The sequence below is a fragment of the Oceanisphaera sediminis genome (assembly GCF_039539745.1).
Lineage (GTDB): Bacteria > Pseudomonadota > Gammaproteobacteria > Enterobacterales > Aeromonadaceae > Oceanimonas > Oceanimonas sediminis.
In genome coordinates this window covers 187,097-206,820 of the sequence record NZ_BAABDS010000038.1, presented here as the reverse complement: position 1 = coordinate 206,820, position 19,724 = coordinate 187,097, and the positions used below count along the sequence as shown (strand labels likewise).

Sequence of the window (19,724 nt, the reverse complement as noted above, 5' to 3'; positions counted from 1 at the left end):
CGGGTTTAAAAATGATCAGATCTTTATTCAAATTGGTATCACTCCGGCGAAGGCCGGAGTCCATGGCCGTTGCACCCTTGTTTGCGAAAAGATGCCCGCTCGAAATCCAGCATATGATAAAGCCCCGACAGAGCCTGTACTCTGCCGGGGCTTAACTTACAGCTTATGGCTGACAGCTTTCTGTGATTAATCGCTGTAGAACAGGGTATCTATCGACAGCCCCTGCTGGGTAAGCACTTCTTTCAAACGGCGCAGGGCTTCCACCTGGATCTGCCGTACCCGCTCCCGGGTCAGGCCTATCTCTCTGCCCACATCTTCCAGCGTCGAGGCCTCGTAACCAAGCAGGCCGAAACGTCGGGCCAGCACTTCCCGTTGCTTGGGATTGAGCTCTTCCAGCCAACGCACCAGGCTCAGCCGAATATCGTCATCCTGAATTTCGGTTTCCGGATCCAGATCATTCTCGTCGGTGATCACATCGAGCAATGCCTTGTCGCCATCCCCGCCGATGGGGGTGTCGACCGAGCTGATTTTTTCGTTCAGCTTGAGCATGCGGGACACGTCGGCCACCGGCTTGTCGAGGGCGTCGGCGATCTCTTCGGCGGTGGGTTCATGATCGAGCCGATGGGCCAGCTCGCGGGCGGTACGCAGATAAACGTTGAGTTCCTTGACCACGTGAATGGGCAGGCGAATGGTGCGGGTCTGGTTCATGATGGCACGCTCTATGGTCTGGCGAATCCACCAGGTAGCATAGGTCGAGAAACGGAAACCGCGTTCGGGATCGAATTTTTCGACGGCGCGGATCAGACCGAGGTTACCCTCTTCAATCAAGTCCAGCAGCGCCAGTCCCCGATTGTTGTAACGGCGGGATATCTTGACCACCAGCCGCAAGTTGGACTCGATCATCCGTTTACGGGCAATCAAATCACCTCGCAGGGCGCGGCGGGAATAGAGCACTTCCTCCTCTGCCGTCAGCAGGGGGGAAAAGCCAATTTCTCCCAGGTAAAGCTGGGTCACGTCCAGCGTGCGGGCGTTGGGTACATTGAGGACTTCTTCTTCCTGAATACTGTCCTTTTCATCGCTACCGGTCATGACATCCTGTTCAGTACCGGTATTCAAACCCACCTCATCGTGATGGGTGTTTTTTTTGCTCTGGCTCATGGCAGTTCTCCCTCAATCCGGGTACTACCTGTTTCCCGGAATCTATCGCTTTGGCAGATATTTCATCGGGTTAACCGAAGATCCCTGATACCGGATTTCGAAATGCAAGCGCACATCGGTGGTATCACTACTGCCCATATCCGCTATGTGCTGACCGGCACTCACCGCTTGCTGCTCCTTGACCCGAAGCACCTCATTGTGAGCGTAGGCAGACAAGTAATCATCGTTGTGTTTGATGATGATCAGATTGCCGTAACCACGTAGCGCATTCCCTGCGTAAACAACCTTGCCAGCGGCGGCCGACTTGATGGCCTGGCCCCTGCTTCCCCTGATATCAATGCCTTTATTACCGGTTTCGGCCAGCGAAAACCCGGTAATCACCGGACCTGCGGTTGGCCATTGCCAGCGAATGGTGGCATTGACAGCGGCGTTTTTTTGTACTCGTGAACCAGCGTATGCTTTTCCCGAAGCGGGCGCAAGTGGCTTGAGTGCTTTTGCCCGAGTGCTCTTACCAGCGGCTGCCGACGGTTTGGATCCGGCCTTGCCCGAGGCGGGCCGAGGGGTTGTTTTGGTTGTCCGCTGGCGGTTATCGGCCGTAGAAGGAGCGCCGCGCAATGCCAGAGTCTGACCCACATAGATGCGATAAGGTGGTTTAAGGCCGTTGAGGGTAGCCAGGTCGGCCACCCCGTGGCCGGTACGGCGCGCTATGGTATTGAGGGTGTCACCCCGGCGAACCCGATACCGGGCACGCGCGGCACCGGGTACATCCAGCCGCAGGGTCTGACCGGGATAAATGGCGTAAGGGGGCGGAATACGATTATGTCGTGCCAGGGTAGGCACATCGGTACCGGCCTGCCAGGCGATGGAATACAGGGTATCGCCCTTGACCACCACATAATGGCGGCCATTCGCCTTGATTTGGCCACGGGCATGCACCCCTACCACCGGCGCCGGACGAGAGGAAGAGCAGGCCGTCAACAGGGTGATCAACAGCAGGTTGAAACACGCCAGTCTGAATGTGCCGCTCCGCCGTTGCATCAGTTTCTCAGTAACAGGTAGGCCACCACCGCCGCCGCCAGACACAGCCAACCGAGGATGTCGATATACTGAATCAGCTTGCGCTCCATTCTGACGCCGCCCCACACCATGAGGCCCGAGACCAGAAAAAAGCGCAGACCCCGCCCGACCAGCGAGATCAGCAGAAAGGGCAGAAAAGCCATCTGCAGCAGGCCGGCCGTGACCGTAAAGACCTTGTAGGGAATGGGGGTGAAACTGGCGATGAAGATGACCCAGACACCCCATTCATCGAACCACTGCTGGGCGATGGCCATCTTGCCCTCATACCCCATGGTGGCGATAAAGGGCTGCACCACCGGCTCCCATAACGCATAGCCCAGCAGGTAACCAAACGCGGCACCCAGCACCGAGAAAAAAGTGGCGAGCGCGGCATAGTGCCAGGCCCGTTCCGGTTTCGACAACGCCATGGGCGCCAGCATCACGTCTACCGGCACCGGCCAGAAGATGGACTCGACAAAGCTGTTCAAAGACAAATAAACCGGCGCATGCCGGTGCACCGCCCACATCATGACCTGCCGATACAACCGAGAAAAAATCTTCACTCAAGATCACCCTTCACCAAAGGTACAAAACGCACCGATTCCAGCTCGGTACGAGAAAATTGATCACCACTGCGTTGATACAACCACAGCGATTGCTGGCTCTGCCCCACCGGTATTACCATGCGCCCGCCATCGGCCAGCTGCGACAACAGCGCCTGGGGCGTTTCCTGCGCCGCCGCCGTCACCATGATGGCATCGAAGGGGGCCTTGCTGGACCAGCCCAGCCAACCATCGCCATGCTTGGTCGACACATTGTGCAAATCCAGCCGCTGCAACCGACGCCGGGCCTGATATTGCAGCGACTTGATCCGCTCAACGGTAAAGACCTGCTCTACCAGTTGCGCCAGTACCGCGGTCTGAAAGCCCGAGCCGGTGCCCACTTCCAGCACCCGCTTCGGCTGCTGGGCCAGCACCACTTCCGTCATCCGCGCGACGATATAGGGCTGCGATATGGTCTGGCCACAACCGATAGGCAAGGCACTGTTTTCCCAGGCCTTGTGGGCCATGGCTTCATCGACAAACTGGGTTCTTGGCAGGCCGGCGATGGCCTGCAGTACCCGTTCGTCACTGATTCCCTGCTGTTGCAGCAAACGATAGAGTTGCTGTCCCGCTAACGTGAGCACCTGTCACTCCACTTCTTTAATCCAGCTGGTCAGCGCCGCCATTTGCGCATAGGCCGTCATATCGATGGTTAACGGCGTGATGGAGACATAGCCCCGTTCCACCGCGTCGAAGTCGGTGCCTTCACCCGCATCCTGAATGGCGCCGGGGGGGCCTATCCAGTAAATGGGGCGACCACGGGGGTCGTACTCCTTGAGCACGGCATCGCAGCGGTGACGGTTACCCAAACGAGTCACCTTGATACCCTGAATCTCCTCCAGGGGCAAGTCGGGTACATTGACGTTCAGGATCTGGTTGGACGCCAGCGGCGCCCGCAGCAGCCCCTGCACCAGCAGGCAGGCATAATGGGCGGCGGTCTCGAAGTAGCGATCGCCGCACAGCGATATTGCCACCGAGGGCAAGCCCAGGTGGCGGCCTTCGGTGGCCGCCGCCACAGTGCCGGAGTAGATGACGTCGTCACCCAGGTTGGCACCGTGATTGATGCCGGCCACCACCATGTCCGGATCCGGGTCCAGCAGGCCGTTCACCGCCCAGTGTACGCAATCGGTGGGCGTACCCTTGACCGAATAAAAGCCGCTGTCATCCAGCTTGTCGGCCCGCAGCGGCACTTCCAGCGTCAGCGAGTGACTGGCTCCGCTGCGGTTACGGTCGGGCGCCACCGTGACCACCTCGGCAAATTCCGCCAGCACCCGGCTCAGAGTACGAATGCCTAAGGCATTCACACCATCATCATTACTCACCAGTATCTTCATCGGTTCCATTATCCTTGATCAATTCCCGCACCAGGCTGGTGGCGTAGCTTCCTGCCGGTAACCAGAACGACAGCGTCAGGCTGTCGCCTTCTCTGTGCCAACTCATCTGCTCGGGCTTGAGCAGCAAGGGCCGCCGTTCCTGTTTGAGGCCGTTGGCTTCCAGCCCAGCACACAGATCTTGCTGCCCTTCAATCGCCGCCTGTTCCAGCTCGCCGGGTTTGCCGCTGCTCGCCAGCCGGCCCCGGCCCCACAGCGGGGCACTCAGGCGTACATCGCCTTCGTCAAAACGGGCCTGCATGGCGTCGTCCAGTGGATTGTCTTCGCCCAGAGTAAAGAAAGACTGGCTACCCGCCAGCATCACACAGTCGCCGTCCTGCAGTTGTTCACCGAGGCCGGCGGCCAGTCGATGACTGACCGCCAGGTTGAACAGGTAGCTGCGGGCAGAAGACAGGTAAAGGGAACGCTTGTTGCGGTCTTTAAACCGGCGACCGTTGAACATGGCTCTGGCCTGATCCAGGTTACCGAACTCCCGGCCAAAACGCTGGTCGCCGTAATAATTGGGCACGCCGCGTTCGGCAATGGCCGTCAGGCGGGACTCCAGATCGCCCTGCCCTTCCAGCTCGGTGATCCTGAGCTCGAACCAGTTGCCCTTGAGAGCACCGGTTTTCAGCTTCTTGTTATGGCGGGCGATGGCCAGAATTTGCACGTCGTCGTTTTCAAGACTGGAAAAGTCCGGCATCTCCTTGCCCGGCAGATGTACCCCAAACCACTGTTCGGTCACTGCATGTCGGTCCTTGAGCCCGGCCCAGGTGACCTCACGCTGGGTCACACCGGCCAGCCGTGCCAGCTCGCGCGCCACCCACTGGGTATTCTGACCGCGCTTGCGAATATGCAGCAGTATATGCTCGCCTTCGCCACCGGGGCCAAAGCCCAGATCTTCGCGTACGATAAAATCTTCCGGTGCCGCCTTCAGGCGGCCACGGTATTCGGGTTGTCCGTGCAGATAGTGCCAGTTGTTCATGCTGTTACCAGTAGCACCACGGCTTCTGCCGCTATGCCTTCTTTGCGGCCCACAAAACCGAGCTGTTCGGTGGTGGTGGCCTTGACGTTGATAAGGGAGGGATCGGCCTGCAGATCGGCGGCGATATTGGCCACCATGTCCCCGATGAAAGGCGCCAGTTTGGGCGCCTGGGCCAGCACGGTAATGTCCGCGTTGCCCAGTGTAAAACCGGCCTGACCGACCCGCTCGAACACGTCGCGCAGCAGGATTCGGCTGTCGATACCGGCATAGGCCGCATCGGTATCCGGAAAGTGGCGACCGATATCGCCGGCGCCGATGGCGCCGAGCAGGGCATCGCTCAGTGCGTGCAGCACCACGTCACCGTCGGAATGGGCCTGCAGCCCCTGGGCGTAAGGCACCGCCACCCCGGCCAGGATACAGGGCCCCTGACCGCCAAATTTGTGCACGTCAAAACCGTGCCCGATTCGCATCATAGTTTGCTCTCGTTCATCTGCTGCAGAAAAAAGCCCGCCAGGCCAAGGTCTTCCGGGCGGGTTATCTTGATATTGTCGGCGCGCCCTTCCACCAGCCGGGGATGAAAACCGGCCCACTCCATGGCCGAGGCCTCGTCGGTGATGGCGCAACCGGCGACCAGGGCATCATTCAGGGCCTGCCGAAGGGGGGCGGTAGCAAAGCATTGCGGTGTCAGGGCGTGCCAGAGTTCGTCGCGAGGCACGCTGCTGCTGATGGCGCCCTGACCATCACCCCGCTTCATGGTGTCACGCACCCGGCTGGCCAGCAGGGCGCCCTGGGGTTGCCGGCCCGCCGCCAGTACGGCATCGAGATCGGCTCGGTGCAGACAGGGCCGCGCCGCATCGTGCACCAGCACCCAGTCGGTTTCTACATGAGCCAGCGCATTAAGCACCGAATCGGCCCGCTCGCGCCCGCCATTCACTCGCAATATCCGCGGCTCACGGGCAATGGCCAGCCGTTCAAACCAGGGGTCCTGCTCGGCAGTGGCCACGATAATGCGACCGATGGCCGGATGATTCAGCAGCCGAGCCAGAGTCTGTTCCAGCACGGTGCAGCCAGCCAACGGCAGGTACTGTTTCGGTATCTCGGCCGCCATACGGCTGCCGATCCCGGCCGCGGGTACCACGGCGGTAAAAGACTGATCGGGTATCATGGTGATGATGGCTCTTCCGCCAGCAACAGGCGGTAAAAGGTTTCTCCGGGCTTGATCATGCCCAAGTCGTTGCGTGCCAGCTCTTCCACCGCCGCCAGACCCTTGTTGAGATCTTCGATCTCCCGGTATAGCAAGGCGTTACGGGCAACCAATTGTTCGTTATCGGTCATCTGGCGGGTAACGTTAGCCTGGGCTTCGTTATATTCGGCCAGACCGTTTTTCCCCCACCACAGGTGGTATTGCAGGGTGCCTAACAGGGCGAGCAGTATCAGCGTCAGGGTGCGCATCAATCCTCCAAAAGTAGCGCGCTAGTTTCCCATATTCGGGAGCCGAACAAAAGAAACCCCGCACGGGGCGGGGTCAGACCACGACGAGAACATTCGTCGACCAAAGTAATACCAAACTAAATAAAAATATGATCTAGGTTAAACTGGATACTCGAGGAAACAGAGCCACCTCCCACGACACGCCATTTAGCCTTGCCACTCGCTGTTTCAGCCTACTGCGAACATTCACTGGATATTCGGTCAGGCTGAAACAACTCGTTACGGCGAGCAAGCTCGCCCCATGGGGGCTCGGGAAATGCCGTCTGACCGCCAGGGAAGGCGGGAATGCCGGAACGGCAGGAGCATTTTCCGGCCATGGCATTTCACGGTCGTGGGAGGCGATCTCTGCTGCCTCTTCTCGAGCATCGAGTTGTCTGTAGACGGCGCTAACAGGCAACGCCGGTGCATCAAGGAGGACAAAGGGATCTGTTCAGCCGACCATCCGCGCCACGGATGGCGCGGCTGAGCCTCCAGGGAGGGATTCACGGCGAGTCGGAGGAACGGGCCCTTTGTTCGACTTTTATACAAAAATGAAATAGATCATTTGTTTAGTGGGATTGGTATAACCTGCTGAGGCTTCGCATTGCGCACCACACCAACAATGAACAAAAAGCCCCGCTCAAGGCGGGGCTTTGTTCATTTCAGGGAAGGCATTAAGCCTGGCCTTTCACCTCGGACAGACCGCGGTACGGGGCCTTGCCTTCCAGCTCTTCCTCGATGCGGATCAGCTGGTTGTACTTGGCAACCCGATCGGAACGGCTCATGGAGCCGGTCTTGATCTGGCCGGCGCAGGTGCCCACCGCCAGATCGGCGATGGTGGCATCTTCGGTTTCACCGGAACGGTGGGAAATCACCGCGGTGTAACCGGCGTCCTTGGCCATCTTGATGGCATTCAGGGTCTCGGTCAGGGAGCCAATCTGGTTGAACTTGATCAGAATGGAGTTGGCGATGCCCTTGTCGATCCCTTCTTTCAGGATCTTGGTGTTGGTGACGAACAGATCGTCACCCACCAGCTGGATCTTGTCGCCCAGTACCTTGGTCTGGTAAGCGAAACCATCCCAGTCAGACTCATCCAGACCGTCTTCGATGGACACGATCGGATACTGCTTGGTCAGCTCTTCCAGATAATGGGTAAACTCCTGAGAAGTGAAGATCTTGCCTTCGCCTTTCAGGTTGTAGTTACCCGCTTCCTTGTCGAAGAACTCGGAGGCCGCACAGTCCATGGCCAGGGTCACGTCTTTACCCAGCACGTAACCGGCCTGCTCTACCGCTTCCTTGATCGCGGCCAGGGCGGCAGCGTTGGACTCCAGATCCGGCGCGAAGCCACCTTCGTCGCCCACCGCGGTGCTCAGACCCTTGGCCTTCAGTACCTTGGCCAGGTTGTGGAACACCTCGGCACCGATGCGCAGCGCTTCCTTGATGTTCTTGGCGCCGACCGGCTGAATCATGAACTCCTGAATGTCGACGTTGTTGTCGGCATGCTCACCACCGTTGATGATGTTCATCATCGGCAGCGGCATGGAGTACTGACCGGGGGTACCGTTCAGTTCGGCAATCCAGGCGTACAGCGGCAAGCCCTTGGCGGCGGCAGCGGCCTTGGCAGCGGCCAGAGACACGGCCAGGATGGCGTTGGCACCCAGGGTGGCCTTGTTATCGGTACCGTCCAGGTCGATCATGATCTGGTCAATCTCGGCCTGTTGGGTTGCATCCTTGCCAATCAGAGCGGCAGCAATCTGGTCGTTGATGTTGGCAACGGCAACTTGTACGCCTTTACCCAAAAAGCGGGACTTGTCGCCGTCACGCAGTTCCAGCGCCTCGCGGGAACCGGTAGAAGCACCGGACGGCGCCGCAGCGCGGCCCATGACGCCACCTTCCAGGTATACGTCGGCTTCTACGGTAGGGTTGCCACGAGAGTCGATGATTTCACGACCGATCACTTTAACGATCTTAGCCATTCTCTAACTTCCTCTTTGTTGAAGGTAAAAATAGTTGAAAGGTAAAAACGAAATAAAGCACTAAAAAAGACGGCTGAGTCGTTGGCTCAGCCGTTATATCAGATTATTCCAGCTCGCCCTGCTGGTATTGCCCCGCCGCCTTCACGAAACCGGCAAACAGGCCATGACCATCACGGGGAGTAGAGGTAAATTCCGGGTGGAACTGCGCCGCCACAAACCAGGGATGATCCGGGTTTTCGATAATTTCGACCAGCTTCTTGTCGGCAGAGCGACCGGTCACCTTCAGGCCGGCGGCTTCAATCTTCGGCAGCAGACGATTGTTCACTTCATAACGGTGGCGATGACGCTCGTAGATGGTGTCGGAACCGTACAGATCGTGAACCTTGGAGCCCGGCTCCAGGTGGCACAGCTGGGCCCCCAGACGCATGGTGCCGCCCAGATCGGACAGCTCGTCACGCACTTCGACATTGCCTTCTTCATCGATCCATTCGGTGATAAGACCCACCACCGGATAAGGGCTCTGCTTGTCGAACTCGGACGAATGAGCACCTTCCAGACCGGCTACGTTGCGGGCGTATTCGATCAACGCGACCTGCATGCCTAAGCAGATGCCCAGGTAAGGTACGCGATGTTCACGCGCATAACGGGCGGCCATAATCTTGCCTTCTACACCGCGTTCGCCGAAGCCACCGGGCACCAGAATGGCATCCAGACCTTCGAGCAGACCCAGACCCTTGCTTTCCAGATCCTGAGAGTCGATGTACTTGATGTTGACGGTCAACCGGTTTTTCAGGCCACCGTGCTTGAGCGCCTCGTTCACCGACTTGTAGGCATCGGGCAGCTCGATATATTTGCCGACCATGCCAATGGTTACTTCGCCCATGGGGTTGGCTTCTTCGTAGATCACCTGCTCCCATTCGGACAGATCCGAGGGCGGGCACTCCAGACCGAAACGCTTGACTACCAGCTCGTCCAGACCCTGAGAGCGCAGCAGCGCCGGGATCTTGTAGATGGAGTCCACGTCTTTCAGCGAGATAACGGCCTTTTCGGACACGTTACAGAACAGCGCTATCTTGCTCCGCTCATTGGCGGGAATGGCGCGATCGCTGCGGCAAATCAGAATATCGGGCTGAATGCCGATAGACAGCAGCTCTTTCACCGAGTGCTGGGTCGGCTTGGTTTTCACCTCACCGGCCGCCGCCATGTAGGGCACCAGGGTCAGGTGCATGAACAGGGTATTTTCCCGGCCCACCACCACCGCCAGCTGGCGCAACGCTTCGAGGAACGGCAGGGATTCGATATCACCCACGGTACCGCCGACTTCCACAATAGCTACCTGATGCCCTTCGGCACCGGCAATCACTCTGTCCTTGATGGCATTGGTGATATGCGGGATCACCTGAATGGTTGCCCCCAGGTAGTCGCCACGTCGTTCCTTGCGCAGCACGTCCGCGTAAACGCGGCCGGAGGTGAAGTTATTGCGGCGAGTCATCTTGGTACGAATGAAACGCTCGTAATGGCCAAGATCCAGGTCGGTTTCAGCACCGTCATCCGTCACGAAGACTTCACCGTGCTGGGTCGGGCTCATGGTTCCCGGATCCACGTTGATGTAAGGATCCAGCTTCATAATGGTCACATTAAGACCACGAGCCTCGAGGATGGCCGCCAGGGAGCCGGCAGCAATGCCTTTACCCAGAGAGGAAACAACCCCACCAGTAACAAAAATATATTTAGTCGTCATGCAGAACCTGAAGAAAGCTAGGGAACGAATGAAATGTGGAATTCAAGACGGGGTAAAAGTATACGCAAGATGGTCGATAACGACAATGAAACAATGTGCGGGTACCGGCGGTAGGGCGATTATTCTGTGCCATATTTCCCCTTGTTCTCATGTGAGCGTCCATTCGAACCGGCTGCCGGCGGCAGACTGGAGGCCACTATAGCCGCTTTAGTTGTTTTATTACAACAGAGCGCAGCTTGAATCCTGATGTTAGTGTGCCTCCTTCATGCTCTCGGTTGATATTGCAGGGAAAAACGCCAGAATGGTCACCGTTCATTCGCCCTCGACCGGGATTCAGGCCGGTGAGGGCGTTTTCGGCAACATCCGCAATAAGGACATGAGATGAGCTTTACTTTCAATGACTTGAAACAAGACAACCAGGCGCCTTGGCGGGCTTATATAGAACATGATTTTGTGTGCCAGCTCGGTGACGGCACCCTGGAACCCAGGGCATTTCGCCATTATCTGAAGCAGGATTATCTGTTCTTGATCCAGTTTGGTCGCGCCTTCGCTCTGGCGGCTTATAAAAGCCCGACCCTGGCCGACTTGCGCCATGCCAAGGCCGGTCTCGATGCCATTATCGATCTGGAACTGGGTCTGCACATCGATTATTGCAAGCAATGGGACATTAGCGAGCAAGACCTGGCCGAATTGCCCGAAGCCAGAGCCACGCTGGCCTACACCCGCTATGTACTGGACACCGGCAACAGGGGTGACTTGCTGGATATGCATGTGGCCCTGGCGCCTTGCCTGGTGGGCTATGCAGAAGTGGCACGCTGGTTGATTTCAAAGCCGTCTACGGTACGCGGCGACAATAATCCCTATGAAGCCTGGCTGGCCATGTATGAAAGCGCCGAGTTTCAGGCGGCAGCCCAGGCAGAAGTGGCCTGGCTAAATGAACGACTGGCGGAGGTGTCTCCCACCCGCTTCAAACAGCTGAGCCGCATCTTCAACGACGCCACCCGACTGGAAATCGATTTCTGGGACATGGGGTTGAATCAGCAGATGTAATTGTTCATGAGGAGTGAGTCGTTAAATGTGAGGGGGAAAACAAGCACACCCGGCTGCAGATTCTGGGGGTGTTGGGTCGATTTCAATCGAGCGTCCCTGAGCGGCATTGTTTCCTAAATCAGGAAACTATCTGCTTCTCCCGTGATCCGATCTCCTGACGAACGGACTCGGGAGCAGCACTATGGGCACGACACAACATCAGTAGCTGGCGGCAGTACAATCGAGCCTTGATTAATCGCGGCTCACTCACCTGCCAGGTCGATGAACAGACCATCGAACAATGGCATTGCCATGAGCACCATGGCCGCCGGGATCGCGGTTTCCAATACAGCGATAGTGCCATTCAAACAGCGCTGATGCTCAAATCCTTCTTCGGTTTGCCGTTGCAGGCATTGGAAGGGGTCATCAACTCCATTTTTCAGCTAATGGATGTGCCGTTAACCTCGTCGGGATACAGCTGCATCTACAAGTGAGCCAAGACCGTAGACAGGGCTGCCTCGGCTCTGATTTGATCAACAATGCCGGTTATTAGGGCTCAGATTAACCATCTACTTTTTCAAACTGATACATTAAGTAGATAAATTCTCAGCTAAAAAATCAATCAATATCCTTACTCTCCGGGGTAAATTGCGACTGAGCGGGTAGAGTGCCGATATAGAGGTCGGTTGTTGATAGTAATTGGTGAGCAATAACTGTAAAGAGCCTTCTTCAACATGTTTCTTGAACAAAAAACTGGGACCAAAACCGATACCTAGGCCCTTTAGCATTCCATCGATAACTAACTTTCCGTCATTACTAGTTAGATTGCCTTTCACTTTCACCGTGATTAATTCACCACTAAGCGTTCGAAAAGGCCAACCATGGTTGGATCTTGAAGCAGCATAGATCAGGCAGTTGTGTTGAGTCAGATCAGCTGGTTGAGTTGGCTCTCCCCTCTTTTCTATATACTCAGGAGATGCTGCCACCTGGAAAGTACAGTCTGCCAACCGGCGGGACATCAGACTGGAATCTTCCAGTTGTCCAACCCGCAGGGCGATATCGATGCCTTCTTCTACCAGATCCTCAACCCGTCCACTGGCAATAACATTCAGGTCGATATCTGGATATTGATGTTGAAACTGAATCAATAGCTGACTGACGCCCGAAATGATGAGACTTTGAGGGACCGTTATGCGGATCTTGCCCCGTGGTGCGCTTTGGCTGTCCATTATTTCGGCACAGGCATTCTCCGCCTCTGCCATGATAAATTTACAGTGGTTGTAGAATTGAGAACCTTCCTCAGAAAGACTTAGCTTACGCGTTGTGCGGTACAGTAAGCGAGCGCCCAAGTCTCGCTCCAACATAGATACCTGTTTACTGACAAACGATTTGGAAAGTCCCAGTCGCTCTGCTGCTGCTGTAAAACTGCCTGCTTCCACAACTGCTGAAAAAGTTTCCATCAACGTTAAAGTATTCAAATTACCACCTGTCAGAAAACAATAAGTTCACTCATAGACTATATATCAAACCACAAGAATACAATAAGCTTGATTCATATGGTTTTCACCAAGCTTTAGGTGCTAAGTAATGAGGTATAACAGGTGTGGTGCTGTCGTAACTCCCGCACGTCCTCTCTTGTCATTCCCGCGAAGGCGGGAATCCAGAGCTTGTAACGCAGAACGGTCAGACTGCGAGTCGCCTGCAAAGCACTGGCTCCCGCCTTCGCGAAGGTGACGATAAAGGAAAACCAGCCCCAGTATCCACATCAGTTATGGACATTACTTAAAAAAATATTATGGAGATGACTTATGAATACAGTGTGCGTTGACGAGCAGAGCTATGGAAAATTAGCGAAATGGCTTCATTGGGGGATGGCGCTGATGTTAATAGTACTAATCTCAGTCGGTACTTATATGACAGGGCTGGATAAATCAGATCCCAGTCGTTTGCAGATTATGGGGGTGCATAAATCTTTTGGTGTAATTTTTATGCAACTGGTCATTCTTCGTTTGATTTGGAGCCGTATCAACCGTTCACCATCGTTGCCGGCCGTACTAGCTGGTTGGGAACGAGGACTATCACGTATCGTCACAGCTTCACTTTATTTATTAATGTTAGCGATTCCCTTTAGCGGGTTTGCCATGACGAACTTTGCGGGCTTTCCCGTCAGCTTATTCGGCTTGATCGAGATGCCGCAGCTGTTTGATAAAAATATAGAAATGGCAGGCTGGGCTAAACAAGCTCATTGGATTTTAGTCTACACTTTGGTGGCAGCGATCTTCATGCATATTGCAGGGGCACTTAAACACCGTTTCCTGGATGCACCTGAAGCCGATGTTCTTCCCCGAATGCTTCCATTAAAGCCACGCGTCTAGGTATTTCAGAAAGCTATTCTTGATAACTTTTTTATAAACTTGAGGTTAACGTGATGTCTTTATTAACGCTTTATCATCATCCACTTTCGGTCTGTTCAATGAAAGTTCGCCTTGCACTAGAGGAGAAAGGTTTAGATTGGTCTTCCCGTATTGTCGACATTGTACGAGAGCAAGAACAGCTTGAGCCATGGTATATAAAATTAAACCCCAATGGTGTTATCCCTACGCTGGAGATCAGCAACGGCACAACGGAAGTCGTCACTAATTCGGCCAGTATCATTCGGTTTATCGCGACATTACCTGAAGGTAATTCTCTGTCACCAACCGATAAGAATGATGTCCAGTTAATGGATAAACTAATTGACCTAGCTGATGAGATTGACCTTCAGATTCTCAGTTATGCACGTCACCCCTCCATGGAAAAGTCTGAGAAAATCCTGGATACCCGCATCAATAAATCGTTGTTACTCGCCGAACAGCATCCCGAGCTTAGGAATAACTATCTTGCTTGTGCTGCCAGATCGGAGAAAAACAAAACGTTCAGGGTAGACGAAAAACATATCAAGGACATTGAGCAAAAGGCTGTTGAGTCCCTTTCTTTTGCTGAAAAAAAATTGAACGGTAACATATTCCTACTGGGCGATAGGTATTCACTGGCTGACGTCATATGGACAGTGGTGCTATCAAGACTTGATTTACTTGGCTATACCGACTGGGTTGACGGTAATCGTTTCCCGTTACTAGGAAGTTATTACCAACGCGCCCAAGACCGTAAAAGTTTCACCCTCGCCCAGATTCAAAATGAGTGGTGGGATAAATAATTTCTAATATCCGATATCCTGACAAACGGACTCGGGAGCAGAGCGATCACGACACAACATCAGTAACTGATCCGGCAAGGCAGCAAAGCGACGCTCCCCCCCGAAAGAATGCCGACCAACGAGGCCGTTACTACACTCAAATCGGGGCATTTGGCCGACTGGAAAACCACGTCTGGTTACTATCATTGGTCGCTGCTGGAAACGGCGATGTCCCGATATAAACAGTTGGTGAACCCCAGGTTCAGCTGCGTAACTACAACGGCCAGGTCGGTGAAATACTGGCCGGAGTCAAGATCATAAACAATGTCATAAGACTTGGCATGCCTGTTCGTCAGCCGGTCAGTTAAGGACGGAAAGCTGCCTAGAGACAGACGGCCTCGGCTCTGGTTTGATCAACAACGCCTCTATGATCGAATACATTCGCCCCTAAAAAAGACGATTATCTGTCTTCTTCACCTCACTCCTCACAACAACTTATTCAGCTCGGGTAATACTTCGAACAAATCGGCGACCAGGCCGTAGTCGGCCACCTCGAAGATGGGCGCCTCGCCGTCCTTGTTGATGGCGACGATGATTTTGGAGTCTTTCATTCCCGCCAGATGTTGTATGGCGCCGGACAGGCCCACCGCGATATAGAGCTCGGGCGCCACTATCTTGCCGGTTTGCCCTACCTGCATGTCGTTGGCGGCAAAACCCGCATCTACCGCCGCACGGGTGGATCCCACCGCCCCGTTCAGTTTGTCGGCCAGTTGTTCCAGCAAGGCAAAACTCTCTTTCGAGCCCATTCCCCGACCGCCGGAGATCACCACCCGTGCCGCCGTCAGCTCGGGCCGTTCGCTGACCGCCAGCTCCTCGCCGACAAAGCGGCTACCTTCAGGGCCGGCAACCGGCGCCAGCACCTCAATTTCCGCCTGTTCATCGCCGGAAGCCATGGCGTCAAAAGCGGTGGTGCGCACGGTCAGCACCTTGACTGGATCCAGCGACTGCACAGTGGCGATGGCATTGCCCGCATAGATGGGCCGCCGGAAAATGTCATCGGCTTCGATGGCAATCACATCCGACACCATGCCCACATCCAGCAACGCCGCCACCCGGGGCAACAGATTCTTGCCCTGAGTGGTGGCCGCCGCCACCAGATGACTGTAACCATCGGCCTGCGACACCACCAGGGCGGCGCAGGGCTCGGCCAGCTGATGTTCATAACGGGCATCATCTGCCAGCCATATCTTGCCGACGCCAAGCCCGCGAGCGGCCTCGGCCACCGCCCGGCAACCATGCCCCATCACCAGCAGATCAACCTCGCCCCCCAGTCGGGCGGCGGCAGTCAGGGCATGTAAACTGGCCGGCTTGAGTTCAAGGTTGTCGTGTTCCGCTATCACCAGAGTCGCCATCAGATCACCTTTGCGTCGTTTTTCAGTTTATCCACCAGCTCGGCCACATCCGCCACCCTGATGCCCGCCTTGCGCACCGGGGGCGCCGTTACCTTCAGCAGTTGGCTGTGCGCCCGGCTTTCCACGCCCAGCTCTTCGAAGCCGAGGCTGTCCAGCGGTTTCTGTTTCGCCTTCATGATATTGGGCAGCGACGCATAGCGCGGTTCGTTCAGCCGCAGATCCGTGGTCACCACCGCCGGCAGCGTCAGCGCCAGGGTCTGCAGGCCGCCGTCGACTTCCCGGGTGACCTGCAGTTCGTCGCCCTGTCGCTCGATGCGGGAAGCGAAGGTTCCCTGCGGCCAGCCGGTGAGTGCGGCCAGCATCTGCCCGACCTGATTGTTGTCGGTGTCGATGGACTGCTTGCCAAGCAGCACCAGGTCGGGCTGTTCTCGCTCGACCAGTTTTGCCAGCAGCCTGGCCACCGTGAGCGGTTCAACCACGCCGTCGGCAAGCACCAGCAGCGCCCGATCGGCGCCCAGCGCCAGCGCCATGCGCAGTTGCTCCTGTGCCGCCTGCGGCCCGATGGACACGGCAACGATTTCCGATACCCAGCCCGCTTCCTTCATGCGTACCGCTTCTTCCAGCGCAATCTCGCAGAAGGGGTTGGCCGCCATCTTCACATTGTTCAGATCCACGTTACTTTCATCATTCAGTACTCTGACCCTGACGTGGTAATCGATAACCCGCTTGATTGAAACCAGCACCTTCATCCTTGCCTCCGCAGGTGTTCGGACGTGACTTAATACTATGCCATCCCCCCGAATCCTGCCGATTTAGCCGTTTGTTAAATACCACAACCAATACAATACTTTAGCCATTAGCCCGAAAGGATGGAGCCGGATGATGCAACGGGAATCGATGGAGTTTGACGTGGTGATAGTGGGAGCCGGTCCTGCCGGCCTGGCCGCCGCCTGCCGACTGATGCAGCAGGCCGCCGCTGCCGGCCTGACGCTCAGTGTCTGCGTGGTGGAAAAAGGCGCCGAGGTAGGCGCGCATATTCTGTCCGGTGCCCTGCTCGAGCCTCGCGCCCTGGACGAGCTGTTTCCCGACTGGCGCCAGCGGGGAGCCCCGGTCACCACCGCCGTCAGTGAAGAACGGCTTTATATGCTGACCAGCGAACAGGGCGGTATCGAGCTGCCCCCTGCACTGCTACCGACACCGCTGCACAATAACGGCAACTACATCATCAGCCTGGGTAATCTGTGCCGCTGGCTGGCGGCACAGGCCGAACAGCTGGGGGTGGCCATTTTTCCCGGCTTTGCCGCCCGGTCACCGCTCTACGACGATCAGGGTGCCGTGTGCGGTATTCTGACCGGCGACATGGGGCTGGCGGCCGATGGTAGCCCCAAGCCCGGTCACGTACCGGGCATGGAATTGCGTGCCCGATACACCCTGTTCGCCGAGGGCTGTCGGGGCCATATCGGCAAGGAGCTGATCGCCCGCTTCGGGCTCGATCAAGGTCGGGATCCTCAGCATTATGCGCTGGGCATCAAGGAATTATGGCGAGCGGCGTCGCATCGTCATCAGCCGGGGCTGGTACTGCACGGCACCGGCTGGCCACTGGCAGAAGCGCAAGGCGGTTTTTTTCTGTATCACGGCGATGAGGGGCTGCTCACCGTGGGCCTGATTGTGGATCTCGACTACAGCAATCCTTATCTCGATCCTTTCGAAGAATTTCAGCGGTTAAAACAGCACCCCTTGCTGGCACACCATCTCTTTGAAGGCAAGCGACTGGCGTTTGGTGCCCGTACCCTTGCCAAGGGCGGTTTGAACTCGCTGCCGCAGATGACCATGCCCGGCGCCCTGTTACTGGGCTGCAACGCCGGCACTCTGAACGGCGCCAAGCTCAAGGGCATTCATACCGCCATGAAGTCGGGCATGCTGGCCGCCGATACCCTGGTACAGTCTTTGGCCGGGGGAGATGCCGGCGCACGCAGACTCACCGACTTCGATGCGATCTTCAAGGACAGCTGGCTGCATCGGGAACTGTATCAGAGCAGAAATTTCATTCCCGCACTGCACAAGTTCGGTCCCTGGCTGGGAGGCGCCTTCAATTACCTGAATCACAACTGGCTGGGAGGCAGGCTGCCATTGACCCTGCACGACCGCACACCCGATCACGCCACCCTGTTTCCCGCCGCCGAGTGCCGTAAAATCCATTACCCCCGGCCAGACGGCCAGTTGTCGTTCAACCGGTTATCATCGGTGTATCTGGCCAATACCGGCCACATTGAGGATCAGCCCTGTCATCTGCAACTCGGGGATCCCGAGTTGCCAATACGCGACAACCTGCCCCGCTTCGATGAACCGGCCCAGCGTTATTGCCCCGCCGGTGTTTACGAAATTATTGATACGGACGGTTCACCCCGCTTTCAGATCAATGCTGCCAACTGTGTGCATTGCAAGGCCTGCGACATCAAGGATCCGGCGCAGAATATTCGCTGGACACCGCCGGAAGGCGGCAGCGGGCCCAACTACCCCAATATGTGAACACTAGGGTCTGTTGACCTTTCGAGATGATTTTTGCAGCAGTTTGTGGGGTCTTGATACAAGGCAGCGCTTATGCCATGTAGTCACGCTACATAAATAAGCGATAACGCAGTAGCAAGCCCCCACAAGCGCTGCCCTGCGGGTTCGGCTAAACGCGTTTTTCTCTTTGTTGAGAGGGCATTGCTTAGAATGACTAGGCTACATCCCTCTCGCCGCGATAAAAACGCGTTTAACTCGAACAAAACTTAACCGCGAAAGGTCAACAGACCCTAAACATAAAAAAATCCCCGAAAGCAGTGATTCAAATGACCGAGGAGAATCAATGCATTCAGGGATATGGCAGTGCTTGTTATTATTTTTTATCGTTAGCTCTGTAGTAACGCCGGGCACGTCCGTTCTTGTGTGCGTTGCAAAAACTCTACGCTTCAGCCCTTCGTTAAACAAGCCAGACTTTAGTCCTACAGCCGCAGGCCGCCGTCCATTTCCAGCATGCGACCATGAAAATAATCGTTGTCGATGAGGTACTGCAGGCTGTGCACCAGCTCGTCGACCTCGGCCAACCGGCCCAGAGGAATGTGTTGGGTAATGCGGGCCATCGCCTCCGGTTTCATCTGCGCCGTCATGGCGGTGTCGATCACGCCGGGAGCGATGCCCGCCACCCGAATACCATAACGGCTGAGTTCACCGGCCCAGCACACCACCAGCGCGGCCACCCCGGCCTTGGTGGCCGCATAATTGCTCTGACCCCGGTTACCGGCCCGGGCCACCGACGAGATATTAACGATAAGCCCGCCTTCGTCCCGTCCGGCCATGACTGCCGCCGCTTCCCGCCCGCAGAGAAAGGTGCCGGTCAGATTGACATCCATCACCTGCTGCCACTGCTCCAGGCTCATCTTGCCGGTGAGTTTGCCATCCTCCAGCTTGACCAGCAGGGCATCACGCATCAGGCCCGCGTTATTGACCAGCACCTGCAGCCCACCCAGCTCTCGCACCAGATGGCCAAAGGTTTCCGTTACCTGGGTTTCGTCGGTGATATCACACAGATAAACGCCTACCCGGGCGCCGGTGGCCGCCACCATTTCGCCGCTTTTGGCCAGCGCCGACTCGTCGTTGTCGATCAGCGCCAACGTCGCCCCCTGCCGGGCCAGATGATGCGCCATCGCCTGCCCCAGCCCCCGGCCCCCACCGGTAATCGCAACCACCTTGCCTTTGATATCCATG

19 protein-coding genes and 2 pseudogenes are annotated in these 19,724 nt (G+C 56.4%); 6 read left to right on the top strand and 15 right to left on the bottom strand.

The genetic code is table 11. The features are described from left to right. Positions 1–186 precede the first annotated feature (186 nt). From rpoS to pyrG, 11 genes are all read right to left on the bottom strand, one after another. Complete coding sequence (rpoS, locus tag ABD827_RS13445; protein ID WP_298723374.1) at positions 187–1,158, bottom strand: RNA polymerase sigma factor RpoS; 972 nt, start codon at positions 1,156–1,158, stop codon at positions 187–189. A gap of 42 nt (positions 1,159–1,200) precedes the next feature. Further along, positions 1,201–2,196, bottom strand: a complete 996-nt coding sequence (locus ABD827_RS13440) for a peptidoglycan DD-metalloendopeptidase family protein (RefSeq protein ID WP_344965229.1) — start codon at positions 2,194–2,196, stop codon at positions 1,201–1,203. Beyond that, on the bottom strand, positions 2,196–2,777 hold the full coding sequence (locus ABD827_RS13435) for a YqaA family protein (RefSeq protein ID WP_344965228.1): 582 nt from the start codon (positions 2,775–2,777) through the stop codon (positions 2,196–2,198). The genes ABD827_RS13440 and ABD827_RS13435 overlap by 1 nt, the downstream gene beginning before the upstream one ends. Next, complete coding sequence (locus ABD827_RS13430) at positions 2,774–3,400, bottom strand: protein-L-isoaspartate(D-aspartate) O-methyltransferase (protein WP_344965227.1); 627 nt, start codon at positions 3,398–3,400, stop codon at positions 2,774–2,776. Before ABD827_RS13430 ends, ABD827_RS13435 begins: the two co-directional genes overlap by 4 nt. 3 nt (positions 3,401–3,403) lie before the next feature. Beyond that, positions 3,404–4,150: a 5'/3'-nucleotidase SurE gene (gene surE, locus ABD827_RS13425; RefSeq protein ID WP_298723386.1), complete on the bottom strand. Its 747-nt coding sequence runs from the start codon at positions 4,148–4,150 to the stop codon at positions 3,404–3,406. Further along, positions 4,131–5,171: a tRNA pseudouridine(13) synthase TruD gene (gene truD, locus ABD827_RS13420; RefSeq protein WP_344965226.1), complete on the bottom strand. Its 1,041-nt coding sequence runs from the start codon at positions 5,169–5,171 to the stop codon at positions 4,131–4,133. The genes surE and truD overlap by 20 nt, the downstream gene beginning before the upstream one ends. Beyond that, positions 5,168–5,644, bottom strand: a complete 477-nt coding sequence (ispF, locus tag ABD827_RS13415; RefSeq protein ID WP_344965225.1) for a 2-C-methyl-D-erythritol 2,4-cyclodiphosphate synthase — start codon at positions 5,642–5,644, stop codon at positions 5,168–5,170. Before ispF ends, truD begins: the two co-directional genes overlap by 4 nt. Further along, entirely contained in the window at positions 5,641–6,336 is a 696-nt protein-coding gene (ispD, locus tag ABD827_RS13410; protein ID WP_344965224.1) for a 2-C-methyl-D-erythritol 4-phosphate cytidylyltransferase, read from the bottom strand. The genes ispF and ispD overlap by 4 nt, the downstream gene beginning before the upstream one ends. Continuing rightward, a complete protein-coding gene (ftsB, locus tag ABD827_RS13405; RefSeq protein ID WP_344965223.1) occupies positions 6,333–6,623 on the bottom strand; it encodes a cell division protein FtsB in 291 nt (96 codons plus the stop codon). The genes ispD and ftsB overlap by 4 nt, the downstream gene beginning before the upstream one ends. Before the next feature lie 692 nt (positions 6,624–7,315). Continuing rightward, the gene (gene eno, locus ABD827_RS13400; protein ID WP_298723401.1) at positions 7,316–8,617 is read right to left on the bottom strand and encodes a phosphopyruvate hydratase; all 1,302 of its coding nucleotides are present in this window, start codon (positions 8,615–8,617) and stop codon (positions 7,316–7,318) included. A 103-nt stretch (positions 8,618–8,720) separates the two neighbouring features. Then, positions 8,721–10,358 carry a CTP synthase gene (gene pyrG, locus ABD827_RS13395; protein WP_298723404.1) on the bottom strand — a complete coding sequence of 546 codons (1,638 nt, stop codon included), beginning with the start codon at positions 10,356–10,358 and terminating at the stop codon, positions 8,721–8,723. Positions 10,359–10,739: 381 nt separating this feature from the next. On the opposite strand from pyrG, the gene tenA reads away from it, so the two are divergent. Continuing rightward, a complete protein-coding gene (gene tenA, locus ABD827_RS13390; RefSeq protein WP_344965221.1) occupies positions 10,740–11,408 on the top strand; it encodes a thiaminase II in 669 nt (222 codons plus the stop codon). A gap of 197 nt (positions 11,409–11,605) precedes the next feature. Beyond that, positions 11,606–11,878, top strand: a pseudogene (locus ABD827_RS13385) (transposase); the annotation flags it as partial. Positions 11,879–11,977: 99 nt separating this feature from the next. On the opposite strand, the gene ABD827_RS13380 reads toward ABD827_RS13385, so the two are convergent. After that, on the bottom strand, positions 11,978–12,865 hold the full coding sequence (locus tag ABD827_RS13380; RefSeq protein ID WP_344965220.1) for a LysR family transcriptional regulator: 888 nt from the start codon (positions 12,863–12,865) through the stop codon (positions 11,978–11,980). 330 nt (positions 12,866–13,195) lie between these two features. On the opposite strand from ABD827_RS13380, the gene ABD827_RS13375 reads away from it, so the two are divergent. From ABD827_RS13375 to ABD827_RS13365, 3 genes and pseudogenes are all read left to right on the top strand, one after another. Further along, a complete protein-coding gene (locus tag ABD827_RS13375) occupies positions 13,196–13,762 on the top strand; it encodes a cytochrome b (RefSeq protein WP_344965219.1) in 567 nt (188 codons plus the stop codon). Between the two features lie 53 nt (positions 13,763–13,815). Continuing rightward, entirely contained in the window at positions 13,816–14,583 is a 768-nt protein-coding gene (locus ABD827_RS13370) for a glutathione S-transferase family protein (protein WP_344965217.1), read from the top strand. Between the two features lie 66 nt (positions 14,584–14,649). Further along, positions 14,650–14,930, top strand: a pseudogene (locus tag ABD827_RS13365) (IS5/IS1182 family transposase); the annotation flags it as partial. Between the two features lie 117 nt (positions 14,931–15,047). Here ABD827_RS13365 and ABD827_RS13360 read toward each other — a convergent pair. Together ABD827_RS13360 and ABD827_RS13355 are read right to left on the bottom strand one after the other, a co-directional pair. Then, a complete protein-coding gene (locus tag ABD827_RS13360; protein ID WP_344965216.1) occupies positions 15,048–15,974 on the bottom strand; it encodes an electron transfer flavoprotein subunit alpha/FixB family protein in 927 nt (308 codons plus the stop codon). Further along, complete coding sequence (locus ABD827_RS13355; RefSeq protein WP_344965215.1) at positions 15,974–16,723, bottom strand: electron transfer flavoprotein subunit beta/FixA family protein; 750 nt, start codon at positions 16,721–16,723, stop codon at positions 15,974–15,976. Before ABD827_RS13355 ends, ABD827_RS13360 begins: the two co-directional genes overlap by 1 nt. A gap of 133 nt (positions 16,724–16,856) precedes the next feature. Here ABD827_RS13355 and ABD827_RS13350 point away from each other — a divergent pair, with 133 nt between their 5' ends. Next, positions 16,857–18,503: an electron transfer flavoprotein-ubiquinone oxidoreductase gene (locus tag ABD827_RS13350; protein ID WP_344965254.1), complete on the top strand. Its 1,647-nt coding sequence runs from the start codon at positions 16,857–16,859 to the stop codon at positions 18,501–18,503. Positions 18,504–18,961: 458 nt separating this feature from the next. On the opposite strand, the gene ABD827_RS13345 is transcribed toward ABD827_RS13350, so the two are convergent. Then, positions 18,962–19,723, bottom strand: coding sequence for an SDR family oxidoreductase (locus tag ABD827_RS13345; RefSeq protein WP_344965214.1), 762 nt, complete (start codon positions 19,721–19,723; stop codon positions 18,962–18,964). Position 19,724: the final 1 nt, after the last annotated feature.

Bases quoted from the DNA above. Each gene is read 5' to 3' on its own strand.
- rpoS (WP_298723374.1), bottom strand. From the start codon at position 1,158: ATGAGCCAGAGCAAAAAAAACACCCATCACGATGAGGTGGGTTTGAAT.
- ABD827_RS13440 (WP_344965229.1), bottom strand. From the start codon at position 2,196: ATGCAACGGCGGAGCGGCACATTCAGACTGGCGTGTTTCAACCTGCTG.
- surE (WP_298723386.1), bottom strand. From the start codon at position 4,150: ATGAAGATACTGGTGAGTAATGATGATGGTGTGAATGCCTTAGGCATT.
- truD (WP_344965226.1), bottom strand. From the start codon at position 5,171: ATGAACAACTGGCACTATCTGCACGGACAACCCGAATACCGTGGCCGC.
- ispF (WP_344965225.1), bottom strand. From the start codon at position 5,644: ATGATGCGAATCGGGCACGGTTTTGACGTGCACAAATTTGGCGGTCAG.
- ispD (WP_344965224.1), bottom strand. From the start codon at position 6,336: ATGATACCCGATCAGTCTTTTACCGCCGTGGTACCCGCGGCCGGGATC.
- ftsB (WP_344965223.1), bottom strand. From the start codon at position 6,623: ATGCGCACCCTGACGCTGATACTGCTCGCCCTGTTAGGCACCCTGCAA.
- eno (WP_298723401.1), bottom strand. From the start codon at position 8,617: ATGGCTAAGATCGTTAAAGTGATCGGTCGTGAAATCATCGACTCTCGT.
- pyrG (WP_298723404.1), bottom strand. From the start codon at position 10,358: ATGACGACTAAATATATTTTTGTTACTGGTGGGGTTGTTTCCTCTCTG.
- tenA (WP_344965221.1), top strand. From the start codon at position 10,740: ATGAGCTTTACTTTCAATGACTTGAAACAAGACAACCAGGCGCCTTGG.
- ABD827_RS13375 (WP_344965219.1), top strand. From the start codon at position 13,196: ATGAATACAGTGTGCGTTGACGAGCAGAGCTATGGAAAATTAGCGAAA.
- ABD827_RS13370 (WP_344965217.1), top strand. From the start codon at position 13,816: ATGTCTTTATTAACGCTTTATCATCATCCACTTTCGGTCTGTTCAATG.
- ABD827_RS13360 (WP_344965216.1), bottom strand. From the start codon at position 15,974: ATGGCGACTCTGGTGATAGCGGAACACGACAACCTTGAACTCAAGCCG.
- ABD827_RS13355 (WP_344965215.1), bottom strand. From the start codon at position 16,723: ATGAAGGTGCTGGTTTCAATCAAGCGGGTTATCGATTACCACGTCAGG.
- ABD827_RS13350 (WP_344965254.1), top strand. From the start codon at position 16,857: ATGCAACGGGAATCGATGGAGTTTGACGTGGTGATAGTGGGAGCCGGT.
- ABD827_RS13345 (WP_344965214.1), bottom strand. From the start codon at position 19,723: ATGGATATCAAAGGCAAGGTGGTTGCGATTACCGGTGGGGGCCGGGGG.